We start from the raw sequence: 17,959 nt of genomic DNA on the forward strand, positions 1-17,959 counted from the left end.
CTATTCCTTGGCACTTTTAAAGAGCTGTAAGGTTATCTCTCTTTCTGTCTTGTGATCAACCATCGGCTTGTGATATTCCAGTAAAGAAAAGCCCTCCCAAGTCCAAGGTTTATGGATGTATTTGTTCGGTACACTTTTGATTTCTGGTACCCAGTGGCGCACAAATTCACCATTAGCATCGAACTTTTCGCCTTGGCTTATCGGGTTGAAAATACGAAAGTATGGCTGCCCGTCACAGCCCGTAGAAGCAGACCATTGCCAGCCACCATTGTTCGCTGCAAAATCGCCGTCCACCAGCTTACTCATGAAGTACGCTTCTCCCCATCGCCAATCAATATGTAAGTCCTTGGTAAGAAAGCTCGCGACAATCATACGTAATCGATTGTGCATCCAACCTGTTTGATTGAGCTGACGCATTGCTGCATCAACGATTGGGTATCCTGTTGTTCCTGTCTTCCATCGCTCAAAGGCCTTCTCATCATAGGACCACTGGATTTTATCCTCCCAATCGATAAATCCTTTGCCTTTGACGAGTTTTGGTTCGAAAACCAATAGGTGCTGATAAAACTCACGCCAAATGATCTCACTTAACCAAGTTGCTTTCCCTTCTGTAAGGTCATTTTGTTGATTTTCAGCATACAAACGAGCAATACACTGCCTTGGTGATAGCGCGCCAATCGCAAGGTATGGAGACAGTTGGCTAGTGCCATCAATAGCTGGAAAGTCTCGCTCGCTTTGATACGCGTCACTGCGCTCCCGTGCAAATTCCCTAAGCTGCTTCAAAATATCATTAGTCGAAGCCAGCCAGTCTTCACTGGATTCTCGAGGATAGCTAAATGTGAAGCTTGAATTAAATCGAGCCGACTCTAATTGTTCGAGTACCTTTTTATTGAGTAGCGCTTGCTCGTGAGGTTTTACTACCGTCGGCATATGGAACTGCGTTAACCAAGCACGCTTGAATGGCGTAAATACCTTAAAATATTCGCCTTGCTTATTAAGAACCGTCGTTGGCGCGTGCACACATTTGTCATGAAACAGTTCAAATTCGATATCGTGAGAAGCTAACGCTTCACTTACTTGTGTATCGAGCTCTCGTTCGTTCACCTCATAGTGAATGTTTGCCATGACAGACGTGGCTTCAAGTGTTTCCGCCCACCCACTAATCACATCTGTACAATCGGAAAACGACGGTACCTCTTTGTACAAAAAGGGAATATTAAGGCTTTCAAGCTCCTCGTTAAGACAAGCTAAGCGACGAGCAATGAGGTCTGCCTGCATCGGCGCCATGTGATGCTCCCGCCACTGCTCTGGCGTCGCGATAAAGCAAGCGACGACAGGCTGCCCTGAATCCAATGCCGCTTTGAGTGCCGTGTGGTCTAACGTACGCAAGTCACGTCGAAACCATACTAAAATCATGGTAGCTCCTATCTTTTGTCTACTAAGTTAGGTGTAATTTCTCTATCACTTCAGAGCACCCCATCCGATCACCTAGCTGTGCGTGAAGCATTTTGATGGACGCTACTTGTTTAGCAGCTAGTGCTTTATTGGAGAAAAGGTAGATAAACGAACCATTTTCAATGACCTCATGATCTAGTAGACCAGAAACATCATCAACCTTATCGATCAAAGTCGTGTGATACCCTTGTTCACAAAGCTTCGCTGCTTGAATCCAACTCTCAGATTCTCTGTTTTGTTCAAAGCTAATGAGCAGACACTTTCCTTTGGAAGCGGCTTTGTTTTCAGAATCGATAACAAGGGCAAGTCGAGTAATCAAACAAGTCTGAAATAACCCTACCTGCAAGGATCGCAACGATCCTTTTACCATGTCTAGCGCATCAAATACTGGGCTAATAAACTGATCAATAACGAGTTTTAGTGGGTACTCTTTAAGAACAGAGGCAAGTAAACTCTCTGCTTTTCCTCGATTCAGGGTAGACAGCGCAAGCAGCATGTTTTCAACTTCTTCGAGTGTGCGAACCTCGTTTTTGACTTCGACATCGGCGCTTTTTCCTAGCAGCCCCTTCACTTTACCAATCGAAATCCCCTTCGCGAGCCAGCTCTGGACTTCGCGAATCGTATCGAGATCTTGCTGGCGATAAAGTCTGTGTCCTTTTTCAGTTCGCTGAGGTTGGATCAAGTTGTATCTTCGTTGCCAAGCTCTCAGCGTAACTGGTTTTACACCCGTGATTTCTGCGACATCTCGGATCGCGTATAGTTTTTCTTCTGAACTACAAACCATAGCGTAATCTCATCTCCTGCGGATACGGTTCTAAAAACTTCTGTTTTGATAAATACTCGTCTGGGTAAGTATTTAAGTAATGCTTAATCAACGTAAGTGGTGCTAGCAGAGGCAGCATTCCAATACGGTAGTCGTGAATCACTGTCGCTAACTCTTCTTTTTCTTCTTTAGTTAGTGAGCGTTTGAAGTACCCTTGTAAATGCATCAACACATTTGTGTTATTTTTGCGGCTAGCCCGATTCGTTAACGCCTTCATCAGTCCTAAACGATACTCTTGGTAAAAGTCTTCAATTTCATAATTAGCGACATCGGCAACTAAGCGGCCAAGGGATCGGTATGACTCTGGGTGGTGTGCCATTAACGTCAGTTTGTAGCGCGAATGAAAGTCGATGATTTTGCCACGAGTAGGCTCACCATCCATCGAGTCGTAAAAGTCATTTAGACAAAATACTCGAGTAATAAAATTTTCTTTCAATACAGGGTCGTTAAGTCTGCCATCCTCTTCAACAGGCAACCAAGGCATTTTTTGCATCAATGTTTGTGTATACAAGCCAACACCTTCTTTCGCAGCACTGTTCTTGCTGTAAACCTTGACTCGCTCCATGCCACAAGTTGGTGACTTGGCACAAACGATGTAACCACAAAGCTGCTCGCTTTGAAGTTCATCTACTTTATTGGCCGAGTAAGTGAGCATATTGTCGGTATGATCATTTTCTGGATTTTTGGTTTCAACCAATGCAACACGCTCTTCATTAGAAACAAGACGAATTGTTGGACGGGGTACTGGCATACCTACGCCGACTTCAGGGCATACCGAAACAAAGTCAAAATACGGGCTGAGCTCTTTAGTCACAAAGTTGCTCACCTTATGACCAGAGTCAAAACGCACTCGTTCACCCAAAACACACGAACTGATACCTACTTTGATTGAAGATTCCATGATGACGCATCCCTATACAAAAAGTTTTGTTGTATAACTTATAGCAAGCCTTTCCAGATTGTACAAGAAAATAAGTTGTACAATTTAATCGTTTTACTTCACTCGAAAGTATTTCGATCAACCAGCTTTCAGAAAAAAGTTTGGCCCAAAAACAAAGAATTTGTGCGCGCAATCGACAAACTGCTCAAAAGCAAATCGATTGCTCTTTTGGTTTCAACAGATTTAGTTATCAATAGGAGTTGCAGTTTCTAAATGCGTGGTTTTTGTGACTAAGCTCTCAAGGGGCTACTGTACGTCCCGATATTATTGCCTCAACGAAAACGAACAAGTTCAACAGAATTGGTAATAGCGTTCTATAATAGAGGCGTTTTATCAAAACAAAACTTTGGAGAGCACTTATGGCAACCCCACACATTAACGCACAACCAGGTGATTTCGCTGAAACAGTTCTGATGCCAGGCGACCCGTTGCGCGCTAAATACATCGCTGAAACGTTCCTAGAAGATGTGAAACAAGTTTGTGACGTTCGCAACATGTTCGGCTTTACTGGCACTTACAAAGGCAAAAAAGTTTCTGTAATGGGCCACGGCATGGGTATCCCGTCTTGCTGTATCTACGTACACGAGCTAATCGCTGAATACGGCGTGAAAAACGTTATCCGTGTGGGTAGCTGTGGTGCAGTACGTGACGACGTGAAACTAATGGACGTTGTTATCGGTATGGGTGCTTCTACAGACTCTAAAGTTAACCGTATCCGTTTCAACAACCACGATTTCGCAGCAATCGCTGATTACGGTCTTCTAGAAGAAGCAGTTAACCAAGCACGCGCTCAGGAAGTGCCTGTAAAAGTAGGTAACGTATTCTCTGCAGACCTGTTCTACACACCAGAAGCAGACATCTTCGAGAAGATGGAAAAACTAGGCATCCTAGGTGTAGACATGGAAGCGGCTGGTATCTACGGCGTAGCAGCTGACCTAGGCGCGAAAGCACTGACTATCCTGACAGTTTCTGACCACATCATCCGTGGTGAAAAACTAAGCTCAGAAGAGCGTCAGAAGTCGTTCAACGACATGATGAAAGTTGCACTAGAAACTGCAATCAACATCTAAGAACAAATAGTAAGTAATAATTTGCAGCCAGAGTTATGCTGGCTGCCCGAATTATCCCGAGGGGGCGATTGTGTCTAACGGCGAACTGCCAAAAGACGCAGATGGGTTACAACTCAACTTTTGTAAAACATTGGCGTGTGACAACTTTGGATTGAGTGATGCAAAGCGTTACGTTCTGCAACATGCGAACCCTAAGCGTCCGGCGATGGTATGCCGTGAATGTGGAGCTTTCCCCCCCTTACTTAATAATCGCGATGTCGTGAACGAACTTCATCGCCTGCGGCACGTCCACAGTGACGGGTTGCCTGCTTGCCGTAATGATGATTGCGACAACTTTGGACTTTCTGTCCACACTCACAAACACCTCTATCACGCTTTCGGTTACAGTGGCGATCGCCAACGTTACCGCTGTAAAGTGTGTCAAAGTACCTTTGTCGACAAGTGGTCTGGTGCCAACAAGAAGCTTCAGTTTCAAGAGAACTTGATGGGCTTGTTGTTTACGGGATATTCCGTACGAGAAATCTGCCGTAAGCTTAGTATTAACCCAAAAACCTTTTACGACCATGTTGACCATATAGCTAGCCGCTGCCGCCGCAAGCTTGCAACCATTGATGCGCGCTGGGTAAACCACGCAACGCATTATGAATTGGCCTCAAACTATATTGCATTGCAACCGAACAGCAATAACGGTGTGTATTGGATTGTTTCTGGCGAAGCGCATTCTGGCTATATTCTTTGCCAGCACGTCAATTATTCCGCTGATGAAGAACCAATCGCAACGCTCGATCATAATCCTTACGATGAGGTGTCTCGTTTTGTTTCCCAGGAGTATGTAGCGGAAGCAAGTGAGCCGCTTGCGGAACCTTCTTATCACCTCAGAGAGCGAATTGACCAAAAATACCAAACAATTTTGGCTCGCGGTAACGTAGAAGACCCTCTTGGTAATCTATCTGTATTTCATTACCCTTCAAAAGGGGCATTAGTCCGTCCGCCATACACCTCGTATGCACACTATTTGCACGTACTTGATATGTGCTGCCCAAACAAACGTGTATCTCTATACATGCCTCAAGATCCCCTACTACGTTCAGCTGCACTGAGCGTTTGTTTACCTCGTATTAAAGAGAAAAGTGTCGACTTGATGTACGTAGAAGAGGACGCTAGTTGGGACATGAGCACTCCCTTTGGCAAAGTCGATATCGCCTATATGAGTTGGTGGCGCGATCGTTGGGCAATCTCTAGTCAAAACGAAAACCACAAAGGCATTTGCTACCTCGCTGGCGATCAAAATGAGCCTGAAAAATGGTTTAACGTTGCGACAACTCGTCATGTGAAGTTTTATCAAAACCGCTTTCAGATTCTTTTCGAAAGCTTCATTAACGAGCCACGTCGCAAATTACGACCTGCTGGTATTTTACCTCTTTTAGATATATTCAGAGCTTGGCATAATTTGTGCTATCAGGATAAACAAGGTCTTACCGCTGCACAAAGGTTAGAAGTCTCTGATGCACCTTTGACAATCAAACAGCTCCTATCGTAGCTATTCTATTGGTAATTTAGATGTAGTAATTAGGGGTTGTAACGGTATACATTACGGCCCCTGATCGTTTACCAAAACGTTATCCGCATCGCTTTGGTAAAGAAACATGCATCTAACCACTTAATATTAGGTGTGATTTCCAGTTCGATAGTCATGGATGTGAACGTTGGATAAAAACCAAATTCAGCTAGAAGATGATCTCACTAAGCTTAAAGGCCAAATAAAATCGGCCCCTAAACATACCTTTAATATTGCGCAGCAATATCGTATCCGCGCGGAACAAATTTTATTTGTGGACGGAGAGATCAAAGCCTTACTCATCATGGCGCAATGCTGTTGGTGCCTAATGGATTACCGACAAGGCTTAAAACTCGTCAAAGACGCTTACAGCAAACAAACACAGCTTGAAACCGACGATCATCTCCCGGAAATTCTCCATCTTTTTGCTCTCCAATATTGGGGCCAAGCAAAGTATTATTCCGCGCAACAATATTGGATTAATGCGCTCGAACAATCTGCTCTTGTTGATGATGTTGAAATTCAAATCGAATCTCTAATTGGGCTTGGTAATGTATGGCGCATCACTAATGAACACCAACTTGCCGCTTCAACTCATGAGTTAGCCGTTAAAGTGGCAAACAATGTTCGTATTGCTTGGTTAGAAGGCAAAGCGCGCATCCTATTAGCTTGGGACTATTACTTACTAAATAAGTTTGTCGAGATGCTTACGGTACTGGATGGAGCAACCGAAGTATTAAAAGATCATGATGACAGTACGTGGCAAGCCGAGATCTGGGACTTTAAAGGGTTAGCACTGCTTGGACTAGAACGCCTTGATGCGGCCGAAGAAGCCACCCAAAAAGCCCACCAGCTCGCCATTGAGCATGACCTTGTTTGGATGAAAGCACACTCTTTTATTAGCCGAGCAAGACTTGAGCTTTTGCGCCAAAATACAGACAGCGCTGCCAAGTTGCTACTTGCAGCAGAAGAGTCTGCACTCAGTTTCGACCACGGTGAGCTACTCAGCCAAATTTGCTTCCAACAATCACGAGTCGCTGAAGAACAAGGTGACTTTGAGTCTGCGTTTAACGCGTTCAAGAAATACCGTAAGCACGCACTCAAAATGCTCAAAGAACAAACTCATCGAATCAGCATGGATAAAGCAAGAGGCTCTAAACGCCAACTAGAGCAGCGAGCACGTAAGCTGATCAATCATATTCGCTCTCAACACGAATACGACCCTGAAAAACAGTTCTCTAATGTCGTTTCTGAGACCTACTGGTGGGAACAGTTAGTTTTGTTTAAAACGGAGCTCAAACGCTCTAACCACGCCATCATTATGATTCAGCATTCAAACCCCGAAGTTCTCGATGTTTGTACCGAGCTCGTTCATGCATTGACAACCTCCAGCGACCTCATCTCGAGAATTTCCAGTAACAGGCTAGCAATGTTAATTGCAGAAAAAGGTCAAGCAGCAGAAGAGGTCTACCGCACTGTCCAAGCGATGTTAGACATCTATCCATGGAAGCGACGCGGAATCAAAGGCCCGAAACCGATACTGTATTTGCAAGATATCCTGACCTTCCCATTCACGTTAGAACAGCTCGAAGAAAGTTATATTGAGGTAATGAAGAATGGAACAACTGCTTAGCAAGGTGACTGACGCAGGTATCGATCCTTCTTCCGTTTCAGGTGAAGAAGCGATTACGCTATGGGAACACATAGGGTTACATATTGCGTCAACAAACCGAGATAAAGCGCATTGCTATATCATTAGCGCCGAGTATCGAAGAGAGATCAAACAGCTCAACGACAGCATTAGTGAATTGAAACAAGCCCTTGAGTTGCTTGTTTTACCAGAAGATGTGGAAGATATTCTTTCTGTGAAAGCAAGCTTGAGTGAGCGTTTAGTTGAATTAGGTGACTACAATGCGGCATTAACCGAGTATGTTGCTTCAACCAATATCGCCGTCGAGTACGGCTATATTGATGAGTACGTATTGGCCATTATTGGAATGGGTAATTTGTGCGATGCCTATGGGGATCACCAACGTGCATTACGTTATTATCAAAAAATAGATGCTATCGATCACGCTATTGGCAGTCGATCCCTACGCCTTCGTTACAAGCTGTACATGCTTGCCTGTTATATCAGCTTAAACCGTACCGCAGACGCCAAAGAGCTGCTGAGTGAATGTGAAGAACTGAGCATTCTCGTCAGTGATAAAAACCTCGCCGCACAAATTCACCTCTACCGAGCCAAATTACATCGTCTGCAAGAAGACTACCCCAATGCGTTGCTGGCTATTTCGAATGTTCAGTATACAACGGGTAGTGCCACTACATACTGGTTATCCACGATGGTCAAAATTGAGACTGCGTATTGTCTAAACGGTGTAGGGCACACTTCTTTAGCTAATTTAACGTTGGACTCCATCAGTAAAAGGATTCAAAAGCAGCTATCTCCTATCGTTACTCAGCATTTTTATAACGCGATGAGTCAAGTTTACGCCTCTCAAGGGTTGTATCAAGAAGCATTAAATTGTGAAAAAAAAGCGCATAGAATCGAATCTGATCTTGTAAAACATATTCCGATCGGTGAGTTAGGGTCTGCTCAACTACGCCGACTTTCACGCTTTGAGTTACAACTCAAACTCATTTTGTCAGAGCTAGAAAACAAAGAACTAAAAGAAACCACCAAGCAGCATAAAAATACTGTTGCTCAGCTACAGCAGGACGTCTTTACCGATCCACTTACGTCTTTACACAACCGACGCTGGTTAGAAGTTAAACTAAAAGATCTACTTCTGCACGATACTGCATTTGCATTGATGGTCATCGATATCGATCACTTCAAATCCATCAATGACGAACTAAGCCACTTGGTGGGCGACAAAGCGATCAAAAGTGTGTCACAGGAACTGGCGTCCTACTTCAGATTTAAAGGCGCATCGTGCGTACGATTTGGTGGTGAAGAGTTCCTCGTGATCCTTGAGAATACCCAACTGGAACGCGCAGAAATGCATGCCGAGAATTATCGTGAACGGATTTATCAATATGGTTGGGACGATATTCTTGGTGAACGGGGGCTGACCGTATCCATAGGGATTACCTTGCATCGAGAAGGCGAGAATACTCAGCGAACTTTTTATCGTGCAGACAAAGCTCTTTATCGCGCCAAAGCCAATGGCAGAAACCAAGTCTGTACCGAACTTTAAACCATGCCCCCGGTTGATATCTGGGGCTTTAGTATACTTGTTACTTATCCTTCCTATATCACTTCACTGCTTGTTTAAATAAGTACTCAGCAACACCTTAACTGCCAATAAACATCAGTGGATACTTACATCGCATAAACATAATTCCTACATAAAAACCGCTTGATTCATCTGTAGTTAAGACAAATACTTAAATTGTTAATTTACGTAGATTTTCCATTTCGCAATAAGCACAGGTAGGTAAGATGTTTCTAGACTATTTTGCACTTGGGTTACTCATCTTCGTTGCTTTAGTGATCTTTTACGGAATCATTGTCATCCATGATATTCCATATGAAATCGCCAAAGAGAGAGAGCACCCGCACCAAGACGCAATTCACTACGCTGGCTGGGTCAGCCTTTTCACTTTGCATGCGCTGTGGCCATTTTTATGGATCTGGGCAACATTATGGCGCAAGGAACGCGGCTGGGGTTTTAAACAACTAGAACAAGAAACACACGACATTCATCACCGCCTTGAAGAACTCATCGATGAAGTCAACGAACTCAAAAACGAAGTATCGATGTTGAAACAACAAAAGATTCAGCAAAAGCCTTTGCCTGAACAAAGTAAAGAGGACGAATAATGGACTTATTGCTGATTCTGACTTACGCAGCTCTTTGTATTGCCATTTTTAAAATTTTCAATATTCCTCTAAACAAATGGACCGTTCCAACCGCCGTACTTGGCGGCGTAGTGTTAGTGGGCACACTCGTGCTGCTTATGAACTACAACCACCCATTTACTCAATTGGGTAACCAAGTGTTCCCGACTACGCCTATCGTCTCTGGCGTGCGTGGCCGCGTGGTGGAAGTGCCAGTCCAGGCCAACCAACCGCTCAAAACGGGCGATATTCTTTTCAAAATCGATCCTGTGCCTTTTGAAGCAGAAGTTGCTCGCCTGGAAGCGAAAGTCAAAGAAGCAAGCCAAGGTGCGTTGGGCTTAGAGTCTGATCTAAGAGAGGCAGAAGCTGCTGTATTGAAAGCGCAAGCGGACAGAGATAAAGCACAAAGGGAATTTAGCCGATATCAAAGGGGCTTTGATCGTGGCGCGTTTACTGAACAAGATTTGGATACTCGACGCCAAGCGTATAAAGCGGCAGAAGCCATGTTAGACGTTGCGATTTTGCAACAAGAACAAGCGCAAATCGCTCTGGACTCTGAAATCGGAGGCGAAAATACCCAAGTCGCGCAACTTCTTGCCGAGCTGCGTAAAGCAGAGTTTAACCTAGAGCAAACCGTCGTTCGTGCGCCAACCGATGGTTACGTTACGCAATTGGCTTTGCGTCCTGGTGTTATGGCTGTGCCGTTGCCACTTGCCCCGGCAATGACCTTCGTACATACCGAAGACATTACGTACACCGCGGCATTCAGACAGAACTCATTACAACGCTTGAAGCCAGGCTTTGAAGCAGAATTTATGTTCCGCGCAATTCCGGGCAAAGTGTTCCGTGGCGAAGTCATTGACGTGATTCCAGCCATTGGTGAAAGCCAAATTCAAGCGCGAGGCGCTCTGCTTGGGACTGATGCCTTGCGCACGAGCGGACGTGTTTTTGCGAAGCTGAAAATTGCCGACGACTTGAGTGGATACCACCTACCAATGGGTACTGCGGTTGAAGTTGCAGTTTATTCAGACAGCTTTACTCACGTATCAGTGATGCGCAAAGTTCTTATTCGTATGAAGAGCTGGCAGAACTATTTATACCTCGACCATTAATGAACATATAGCGCATTCATTTATCGGTAAAAATAACATCAAACAGTGTAATCAGGGGCTGACGATCAGCCCCTGATTCATTCTAGCCATCCAGATAGATAGCATTCCCACTTTTATTAATATTCTGTATAATGCGCGCCTTATTTTTAATGCTTGCTAAAACCAAAGCCAGTCAAAGGGATGCGTGAATCAAATCACACATTTCCTGAAGAAAAATAGAGCAAACAATAAGCAGCTTGGTTGTTTTGAATATATGTTACACAATCAAATAACTAACGCTTTCCGACAAAACAATTAAACGTTCTTTAAAATCGACTATTGAACTGAGGTTATCTATGAATCTTTCCGCTAAAACTGTTGTGGTTATTGCAATCGGTGCTGCTCTTTACGGTATCGGCGGCTTACCTATGTTTGGCATCCCTGTGTTTGCAAACACAACGCTAAAACCAGCAATGGCAGTATTAGCATTGTTCTCAGTACTATTTGGACCACTTGTTGGCTTCTTGGTTGGTTTTATTGGTCACTGGGTTACTGACCTATTTGCAGGTTGGGGCGTATGGCTCACTTGGGTACTTGGTTCAGGTATTGTTGGTTTGATTATCGGTCTATTCCCTTCTCTAACGCGCTACCGTTTGGAGAAAGGTGATTTCAATATGAAAGACTTCGCGTTATTCGTAGTACTTGCGCTATTAGGCAACGTATTTGGTTACGGTTGCTCTGCATTCCTCGACACGATTTTATACGCAGAACCGTTCACTAAAGTGTTTACCCAGCTTTCTATTATCGCGATCGGTAACACCATTCTTATTGCTATTGTTGGCTTCTTCATTCTTAAATCTGTCGCTAAACGTAACAAGCAAAGCCGTAACTTAACAGAGGCTTAATGTCGAATGACAATCGAATTTTCTAACTTCTCTTTTAGATATGAGTCGCTGGACAAACCGACGCTAAAAAATATCAATCTAAGGATAGAGAAAGGAGAGAAAATCGTCATTATCGGTCCAAGTGGTAGTGGTAAATCTACCCTTGGGCAATGTCTTAACGGACTGATCCCACACGCAATCAAAGGGGAAACCAGTGGAACATTGACCATCAATGGTCAAGACACCGCCCCTTTCGACATGCACCAATACACTGAGCAAGTTGGCACCGTACTGCAAGATACGGACAGCCAATTTGTCGGTTTGAGCATTGGCGAAGACATTGCATTTGCGCTGGAGAACCAGCTAACTTCAAATATCGACATGTACCCATTGGTCAAAGCCACGGCCAAAATGGTCGACTTGGAACAGATGCTAGAACGCTCACCCCACGATTTATCTGGCGGGCAGAAACAGCGTGTTTCTTTGGCGGGCATTCTCGTCGATGATGTCGATATCCTTTTGTTTGATGAACCACTAGCTGCGCTTGACCCTAAAACGGGAAAAAAAACCATCGAGATCATCGATGATCTACACCGCGAAACGGGCAAAACCATCGTAATCATTGAGCATCGTCTTGAAGACGTTCTGCATCGCTCAGTTGACCGTATTATCTTGATGGAAAGCGGCGAAATCATTGCCGATACAACGCCAGATGAAATTTTAGCGTCGCCTCTGCTAGAAGATTACGGCATCCGCGAACCGCTTTATATTTCGGCTCTGAAAGAAGCAGGCTGCGCGATTGAGGGCGATGCAAAACCTTCTAGCTTAACTACCTTACCGTTGGAGCAATATAAACCAGCAGTACAAGCATGGTTTGATGGTTCAACAGCACAACCACCTAAAACGCCAGCCGAGACTTTGCTTGAAGTCCGTGGCCTCACCTATTCTTACGACGGTGAGAAAAATGCGCTAGAAGACGTGAGTTTTGACATCAAGCGTGGCGAGTTTGTCTCTGTACTTGGCAAAAATGGCTCGGGTAAATCGACCATCACCAAACTGATTATGGGCGTTATTGAAGCGGATAGCGGCTCAATGGGCATGAATGGTCAAGATCTAAACGAACTGACCATCTTCGAGCGCAGCCAGAAAGTGGGCGTGGTGATGCAAAACCCGAACCACATGATTTCCCATCACATGATTTTCGACGAAGTGGCCTTCGGCCTCCGTAATCGTGGCGTTGAAGAGAAACAAATCGAAGCTAAAGTACTTGAAGTCCTAGAGCTGTGCGGTTTGAGCAAATACCGTCACTGGCCAATCGAAGCATTGAGTTATGGCCAGAAAAAGCGCGTAACCATTGCGTCAATTTTGGTCTTGGAACCAGAGCTTCTGATCCTTGATGAACCGACGGCAGGTCAGGACTATCGAAACTACACGTCTATGCTGAGTTTCATCGAAAAGCTCAATCGCGAGTTGGGCGTAACCGTAATGATCATCTCTCATGACATGCATTTAGTGCTGGAATACACCTCGCGCTCTATCGTGATTGCAGACAGTAAATTAGTCGCGGATGCACCAATGACGCAGGTATTCAGCAGTCCAGAGCTACTAGACCAAGCAAACCTCACTACCACAAGTTTGTTTGAGTTGGCTACGAAAGTTGGCATCGAAGACACCAATGGATTTATGCAGCATTTTATCAATGTAGAAAAAGCGCACCGCCAACAAAAAAGCGACGAAGTAAACCAACCAGAGAAAGCAGTGGCATGAAAGACAACAAAATGAAGTTTGGTATCAACTACATCGATACCCAATCGCCACTTCATAAGTTGAATGGCATTACTAAGTTCTTGCTTTTCATTGCTTGGGTAACGGTGGTATTGACCACATTTGACTTGCGAATCATCGCTCTGTTGATCGTGCTGGGTTTGGGCTTATTGAAAATGACCAAAGTGCCCTTTCATGTCTACAAACCGCTGTTATTCGGTACAGGCACGGTATTACTGATCAATGCCCTGTTTATGTTCGCGTTAGCACCGCAACAAGGTACTGAGTTCATGGGTTCATCAACGGTTTTACTCTCGTTACCCGGTAATTACTCGCTCACTCAAGAGACATTGTTTTACCTAGTAACAGTGACGTTGAAGTACTTCAGCATGTTTCCAATCGCGTTGGTGTTTGTATTTACCACTCACCCGACGGAGTTTTCAGCCAGCTTGAACCGCTTGGGTGTGCCTTACAAAATCGCCTATGCCGTAAGCTTAACGCTGCGCTACTTGCCGGAAGTGAAAAAGGACTTTGTTAACATCATGCACGCGCAACAAGCACGCGGAGTAGAACTGAGCAAGAAGGCTCCGTTGTTCACTCGTATGAAGAACGTCGCGAAGATTCTTGGACCTCTGATTTTCTCTAGTTTAGACCGAGCCGATCAAATCTCAAACGCGATGACGCTACGTGGTTTTGGCCGCCACTCCTCTCGCACTTGGTACAGCTTAAAACCACTGACCAAAGCCGATATGATCTGCATGGCTGGGATTGCGGTGATAGTGATTGCGGCGATCAGCAAGCGTGTTATCGACACACAACTGTTCTGGTATCCGTTCTAAATTCTTAAGCTTCAAACAGAAGATAACGTGCTTAGTATTGCGAACACGTTATCTTCCGTCTTTCCCCTCGATAACTCGCCTGTTGGCTTCTTGCTTGCAAGTATTCAAAAGAAGCGGTAATTTCAGCGGCTCGCTGATGTGCCAGAAAGTTGCTTATTCAAACGACCAACATGAACTAAACTCATCAGTTTTATCAGGGGCTTAATGATCAACTGCGCACTGCCCACGATGAAAAGCCAAGTACCACTTTCAATCAACGAATCATTCAAAAAGAAAAAGCTACCAATTAAAAACCAAATAGCAATGAGTAGGTCGTTTGCAGCACCTAACGCCTCATAGCGGCGCTGAATAACGATGTGACGGCTTCCTAGATCTAAATCCAACTCTCTGCCATGTATCTGCACTGTATAGCTCCCCTCTTATTGTTTCGCGTCAGTTATGCCCAAGTTATTTCGAAATACTTAGTTCTAAACCCTAACGGACGTGGCATGCATTGACAACCATTGGAGGGATTATCTATTTGCAATAAAAAGAAAAGGGCGCATAAGCACCCTTTTTAGCGAGTCTAATTACAGGTATTCGCTTTAATGATTAGATAGTGAGTACCAACTTAACTCCACTTCAACAAGCGAGTTTCGTTGCCTTCTTCCGGCTTCGCTGGAATATTGAGTGACAACAGCAAGCTCACTGCTGCCATACCAGCGCCGATGTAAAATACGCTCGCAGGTGAAACAAGCCAGATGACACCAAACGTAACAGGTATTACAACTGCAGCAATATGGTTAATCGTAAACGCAACGCCTGCGGTCGACGCCATATCGGCAGGATCGGCAATTTTCTGGAAGTAGGTTTTAATCGCAAGCGCTAACGCGAAAAATAAATGATCGACAACATACAATGCTGCCGCCCACTCTGCCGTTTGCACCAAACCGTACCCGACGAACACGAAGATCAAACCGACGTATTCAAACATCAACGCTTTGCGCTCACCAACAACGCCGATAAAACGGCCTATTCGCTTCGCAAACAAGAAGTTAAAGACATAGTTAATCAGGAACAACAACGTAATATCTGCGGCGGAGTAACCAAACTTTTCTACCATCAAGAAACCAGCGAACACCGTAAAAATTTGACGGCGTGCTCCACTCATAAACGTAAGCGCATAGTATAACCAGTAACGTTTACGCAGGATGAGCTTCTTGTTCTGAGGTACTTTTGTCTTAAATTGTGGGAAGGCAAATGCCATCACCAAAATGAGCACAAAACCTAAACCACCAGCCATTAAATAGACCGTTTTAAAATCAAGTTTGAGCTGTTCGAGCGAAACCCAAATGGCGCCGTAGGTAAACAGAGAAGCCAAAGCTCCAACAGAAATAAACTTACCCAGCATTTCTGGCGCTTCTTCTTTAGATAGCCATTGTAAAGACAAAGACTGCTTGAGTGTTTCAAAGTAATGGAAGCCGGTGGACATTAACAAGGTTGTAAAAAGTAGACCGTACAAAGTGGGAAAATAACCTGTTAATGCCGTACCAAGCGTAAGCATCGCCAAAGAGACGAGCATAAAGCGTTGCTCTCGGATAAACAGCAATACAAACACGGCGGTAAAGGCCAAAAAACCCGGAATTTCACGCACACTTTGCAATAAGCCTATGTCGGCACCATCAAAGTTTGCTTTCTCGATAACAAAGTTGTTCAACAACGCCATCCAGGTAGAAAAAGCAATGGGCACGATAATGGAAATTAACAGGAGGAAATTTTGCGGCGTTCTCCAGCCGTGCGATGAGGTAGTCATGATGTTTCCTTTAAATATGAAGGCATCATCATAGCTTTAAATGTAACAAATTCGCAATATCATTATTATTTTCAGCCCAGAGCAAGCAGATATGGCTGAGGGATATTGTTATGAAGACAAACATCGCACTTAACTCCTTGGCGAAGCGCGATGTTCAAGTATCAAGAGAAATAAAGCATGAGTAAATGTGCTCAGTGGCTTAATCAATGACTTTTACTGATAGGCGATTTTTAAATTCAAACACATGTTCTGGACACACATCCAAACAACGGCCACAGCTAATGCAGTTTTGATCCATAACTCGACGATCTCCCTCTTTCAAAGGCTGCCGAAGCACTTCTGGTTCTGGGCAAACGTAAAAGCAATCCATGCATTTGGTGCAATCTTCGCGCCGAACAGCAGTAACGCGCAACAGGCTTTTTCGGCCTATCACGCCATAGGTAGCCCCCAGTGGACATAAGTGCCCACACCACCCATGCTCAACCAAGAGTAAATCCAACACAAACACTAGGGCGATTAGCACCCAACCTGCGCCCATACCAAACACCAACCCGCGATGCAGTGCCGCAACTGGATCTAACCATGTCCAAAGAATCGCGCCAGATAGCGCACTGCCCAACATCAAAACAGGGATCAGCCAATAACGAATCATGGGAGACCAACGATAGCTCGCTTTAATGTTGAACTTTCGACGCAACCACGCCGCCAAGTCTGTCACGATGTTCAACGGGCACACCCAAGCACAAAATGCGCGCGGCGCCAAAATCGCGTAAAACACCACGACAATCACTACGCCTAACAACGCATTAAACTCCGGAACATGCCCTGTCGCCAAAGCTTGAAGCACAATTAACGGGTCACTTAACGGCACGTTATCGAGCAACATACTTGATGACAGATTACCAGTTAGAATTCCCAGCGTCGGCCCAGCCATAAATAGCGCAATGATGGTGAACTGACATAGCCGACGTAAAATCAAAAACCGATGCGCGCGCCACCAACCAAGCTTTTCAAGCGCTTCTTTGCCAGCATTTTGAGCTAAATTCTTTGCCATTACTTACCTCCTTTTAGCGATTCAAGCGCACCTTCCGGCACAGGCGTCTCACTAGGGAGGATATTTTCGAGTGGTTTGTCGATCTCTTTCCAACCAAAATTGTAGTGGCTGCCCACTTTGCCTTTCGCCAAATCCGTCGGGACAACTTTAATAGCAGCGACATCCAACACGCACGCTTGTTCACACTTACCACATCCGGTACACACTTCGGAATTCACTGTAGGGATAAGTTTGGCGTGATAGCCGGTTCGGTCGTTGTGAACCATCTCTAACGTGATGGCTTCATCAATCAGCGGACAAACGCGATAACAAACGTCGCATCGTAACCCTTGCCAGTTAAGGCAAGTTTCATGGTCAATAAGAACCGCTGTACCCATTCGAGCATCATCAATATCGGTTAGTTTCGGATCCAGCGCCCCACTCGGACAAGCGACAACACAAGGAATGTCTTCGCACATTTCGCAGGGAATATCGCGTGCAGTAAAGTAAGGTGAGCCAGTCGCGACGGGTGAAAGTAATGTCGCAAGTTTCAGGGTATCGTAAGGACATGCCTGAACACACAAGCCACATCGAATACAAGTTGATTCGAAATCGCCTTCCGGCAATGCACCAGGCGGACGAATAGGCACACCTTTGGTTTCTCGAGCTTGGCTTTGTAGCGATTGTAAGCCCAATACACACGCAGCTGCGCCAACACCAGCCGCAATCCGAGCTGTATCACGCAAAAATCGGCGCCGACTTTGCGATATTTTAGGCTGAGAGGATTTCATGCTATTTCCTCAACAAAACTCCCTTATCAAGTTAAGCATAAATAGCCCTAAACGTGTCGTTTCCCTATACCTCAT

Annotated in this window: 16 protein-coding genes; 9 read left to right on the forward strand and 7 right to left on the reverse strand. The window is 44.8% G+C overall.

Annotated features, from left to right (window positions below; genetic code table 11):
- From phrB to R7Z78_RS02170, 3 genes are read right to left on the reverse strand one after another with little or no spacing between them, the layout of a single operon-like run.
- The gene (gene phrB / locus R7Z78_RS02160) at positions 1-1,416 is read right to left on the reverse strand and encodes a deoxyribodipyrimidine photo-lyase (protein WP_104976446.1); all 1,416 of its coding nucleotides are present in this window, start codon (positions 1,414-1,416) and stop codon (positions 1-3) included.
- 22 nt (positions 1,417-1,438) lie between these two features.
- Positions 1,439-2,239 carry a MerR family transcriptional regulator gene (locus R7Z78_RS02165; protein ID WP_005375142.1) on the reverse strand — a complete coding sequence of 267 codons (801 nt, stop codon included), beginning with the start codon at positions 2,237-2,239 and terminating at the stop codon, positions 1,439-1,441.
- Entirely contained in the window at positions 2,229-3,179 is a 951-nt protein-coding gene (locus R7Z78_RS02170; protein ID WP_005383935.1) for a YbgA family protein, read from the reverse strand. Before R7Z78_RS02170 ends, R7Z78_RS02165 begins: the two co-directional genes overlap by 11 nt.
- Before the next feature lie 398 nt (positions 3,180-3,577).
- Here R7Z78_RS02170 and deoD point away from each other — a divergent pair, with 398 nt between their 5' ends.
- From deoD to R7Z78_RS02215, 9 genes are all read left to right on the forward strand, one after another.
- On the forward strand, positions 3,578-4,288 hold the full coding sequence (deoD, locus tag R7Z78_RS02175) for a purine-nucleoside phosphorylase (RefSeq protein WP_005375140.1): 711 nt from the start codon (positions 3,578-3,580) through the stop codon (positions 4,286-4,288).
- Between the two features lie 70 nt (positions 4,289-4,358).
- A complete protein-coding gene (locus tag R7Z78_RS02180) occupies positions 4,359-5,828 on the forward strand; it encodes a hypothetical protein (protein WP_005375138.1) in 1,470 nt (489 codons plus the stop codon).
- 166 nt (positions 5,829-5,994) lie between these two features.
- On the forward strand, positions 5,995-7,479 hold the full coding sequence (locus R7Z78_RS02185; protein WP_005375137.1) for a hypothetical protein: 1,485 nt from the start codon (positions 5,995-5,997) through the stop codon (positions 7,477-7,479).
- The gene (locus tag R7Z78_RS02190) at positions 7,463-9,046 is read left to right on the forward strand and encodes a GGDEF domain-containing protein (protein WP_033906722.1); all 1,584 of its coding nucleotides are present in this window, start codon (positions 7,463-7,465) and stop codon (positions 9,044-9,046) included. The genes R7Z78_RS02185 and R7Z78_RS02190 overlap by 17 nt, the downstream gene beginning before the upstream one ends.
- Before the next feature lie 245 nt (positions 9,047-9,291).
- A complete protein-coding gene (locus R7Z78_RS02195; protein ID WP_005375135.1) occupies positions 9,292-9,672 on the forward strand; it encodes a DUF3302 domain-containing protein in 381 nt (126 codons plus the stop codon).
- Positions 9,672-10,802: an HlyD family secretion protein gene (locus R7Z78_RS02200; RefSeq protein ID WP_017635479.1), complete on the forward strand. Its 1,131-nt coding sequence runs from the start codon at positions 9,672-9,674 to the stop codon at positions 10,800-10,802. The genes R7Z78_RS02195 and R7Z78_RS02200 overlap by 1 nt, the downstream gene beginning before the upstream one ends.
- Before the next feature lie 335 nt (positions 10,803-11,137).
- Positions 11,138-11,686, forward strand: coding sequence for an ECF-type riboflavin transporter substrate-binding protein (locus R7Z78_RS02205; RefSeq protein WP_005375133.1), 549 nt, complete (start codon positions 11,138-11,140; stop codon positions 11,684-11,686).
- Between the two features lie 6 nt (positions 11,687-11,692).
- The gene (locus R7Z78_RS02210; protein WP_104976445.1) at positions 11,693-13,432 is read left to right on the forward strand and encodes an ABC transporter ATP-binding protein; all 1,740 of its coding nucleotides are present in this window, start codon (positions 11,693-11,695) and stop codon (positions 13,430-13,432) included.
- A complete protein-coding gene (locus tag R7Z78_RS02215; RefSeq protein ID WP_104976444.1) occupies positions 13,429-14,268 on the forward strand; it encodes an energy-coupling factor transporter transmembrane component T family protein in 840 nt (279 codons plus the stop codon). The genes R7Z78_RS02210 and R7Z78_RS02215 overlap by 4 nt, the downstream gene beginning before the upstream one ends.
- Before the next feature lie 122 nt (positions 14,269-14,390).
- Here R7Z78_RS02215 and R7Z78_RS02220 read toward each other — a convergent pair whose 3' ends face one another.
- From R7Z78_RS02220 to napG, 4 genes are all read right to left on the reverse strand, one after another.
- Positions 14,391-14,672, reverse strand: coding sequence for a YrhK family protein (locus tag R7Z78_RS02220; protein ID WP_025768568.1), 282 nt, complete (start codon positions 14,670-14,672; stop codon positions 14,391-14,393).
- A gap of 206 nt (positions 14,673-14,878) precedes the next feature.
- Positions 14,879-16,060, reverse strand: coding sequence for an MFS transporter (locus R7Z78_RS02225; protein WP_005375129.1), 1,182 nt, complete (start codon positions 16,058-16,060; stop codon positions 14,879-14,881).
- Between the two features lie 199 nt (positions 16,061-16,259).
- The gene (gene napH / locus R7Z78_RS02230; protein WP_104976443.1) at positions 16,260-17,114 is read right to left on the reverse strand and encodes a quinol dehydrogenase ferredoxin subunit NapH; all 855 of its coding nucleotides are present in this window, start codon (positions 17,112-17,114) and stop codon (positions 16,260-16,262) included.
- Positions 17,114-17,884 (reverse strand): ferredoxin-type protein NapG, encoded by a 771-nt coding sequence (napG, locus tag R7Z78_RS02235; protein WP_104976442.1) that lies wholly within the window; start codon positions 17,882-17,884, stop codon positions 17,114-17,116. The genes napH and napG overlap by 1 nt, the downstream gene beginning before the upstream one ends.
- Between the last annotated feature and the right edge of the window lie 75 nt (positions 17,885-17,959).

The organism is Vibrio sp. 1167, from assembly GCF_033340375.1.
GTDB classification, from domain to species: domain Bacteria; phylum Pseudomonadota; class Gammaproteobacteria; order Enterobacterales; family Vibrionaceae; genus Vibrio; species Vibrio alginolyticus.

Excerpts from the sequence above, each read along its gene's own strand:
- R7Z78_RS02205 (WP_005375133.1), top strand. The coding sequence starts at position 11,138 with ATGAATCTTTCCGCTAAAACTGTTGTGGTTATTGCAATCGGTGCTGCT.
- napG (WP_104976442.1), bottom strand. The coding sequence starts at position 17,884 with ATGAAATCCTCTCAGCCTAAAATATCGCAAAGTCGGCGCCGATTTTTG.
- R7Z78_RS02190 (WP_033906722.1), top strand. The coding sequence starts at position 7,463 with ATGGAACAACTGCTTAGCAAGGTGACTGACGCAGGTATCGATCCTTCT.
- R7Z78_RS02170 (WP_005383935.1), bottom strand. The coding sequence starts at position 3,179 with ATGGAATCTTCAATCAAAGTAGGTATCAGTTCGTGTGTTTTGGGTGAA.
- R7Z78_RS02165 (WP_005375142.1), bottom strand. The coding sequence starts at position 2,239 with ATGGTTTGTAGTTCAGAAGAAAAACTATACGCGATCCGAGATGTCGCA.
- phrB (WP_104976446.1), bottom strand. The coding sequence starts at position 1,416 with ATGATTTTAGTATGGTTTCGACGTGACTTGCGTACGTTAGACCACACG.
- R7Z78_RS02210 (WP_104976445.1), top strand. The coding sequence starts at position 11,693 with ATGACAATCGAATTTTCTAACTTCTCTTTTAGATATGAGTCGCTGGAC.
- R7Z78_RS02225 (WP_005375129.1), bottom strand. The coding sequence starts at position 16,060 with ATGACTACCTCATCGCACGGCTGGAGAACGCCGCAAAATTTCCTCCTG.
- napH (WP_104976443.1), bottom strand. The coding sequence starts at position 17,114 with ATGGCAAAGAATTTAGCTCAAAATGCTGGCAAAGAAGCGCTTGAAAAG.
- R7Z78_RS02195 (WP_005375135.1), top strand. The coding sequence starts at position 9,292 with ATGTTTCTAGACTATTTTGCACTTGGGTTACTCATCTTCGTTGCTTTA.
- R7Z78_RS02200 (WP_017635479.1), top strand. The coding sequence starts at position 9,672 with ATGGACTTATTGCTGATTCTGACTTACGCAGCTCTTTGTATTGCCATT.
- R7Z78_RS02215 (WP_104976444.1), top strand. The coding sequence starts at position 13,429 with ATGAAAGACAACAAAATGAAGTTTGGTATCAACTACATCGATACCCAA.
- deoD (WP_005375140.1), top strand. The coding sequence starts at position 3,578 with ATGGCAACCCCACACATTAACGCACAACCAGGTGATTTCGCTGAAACA.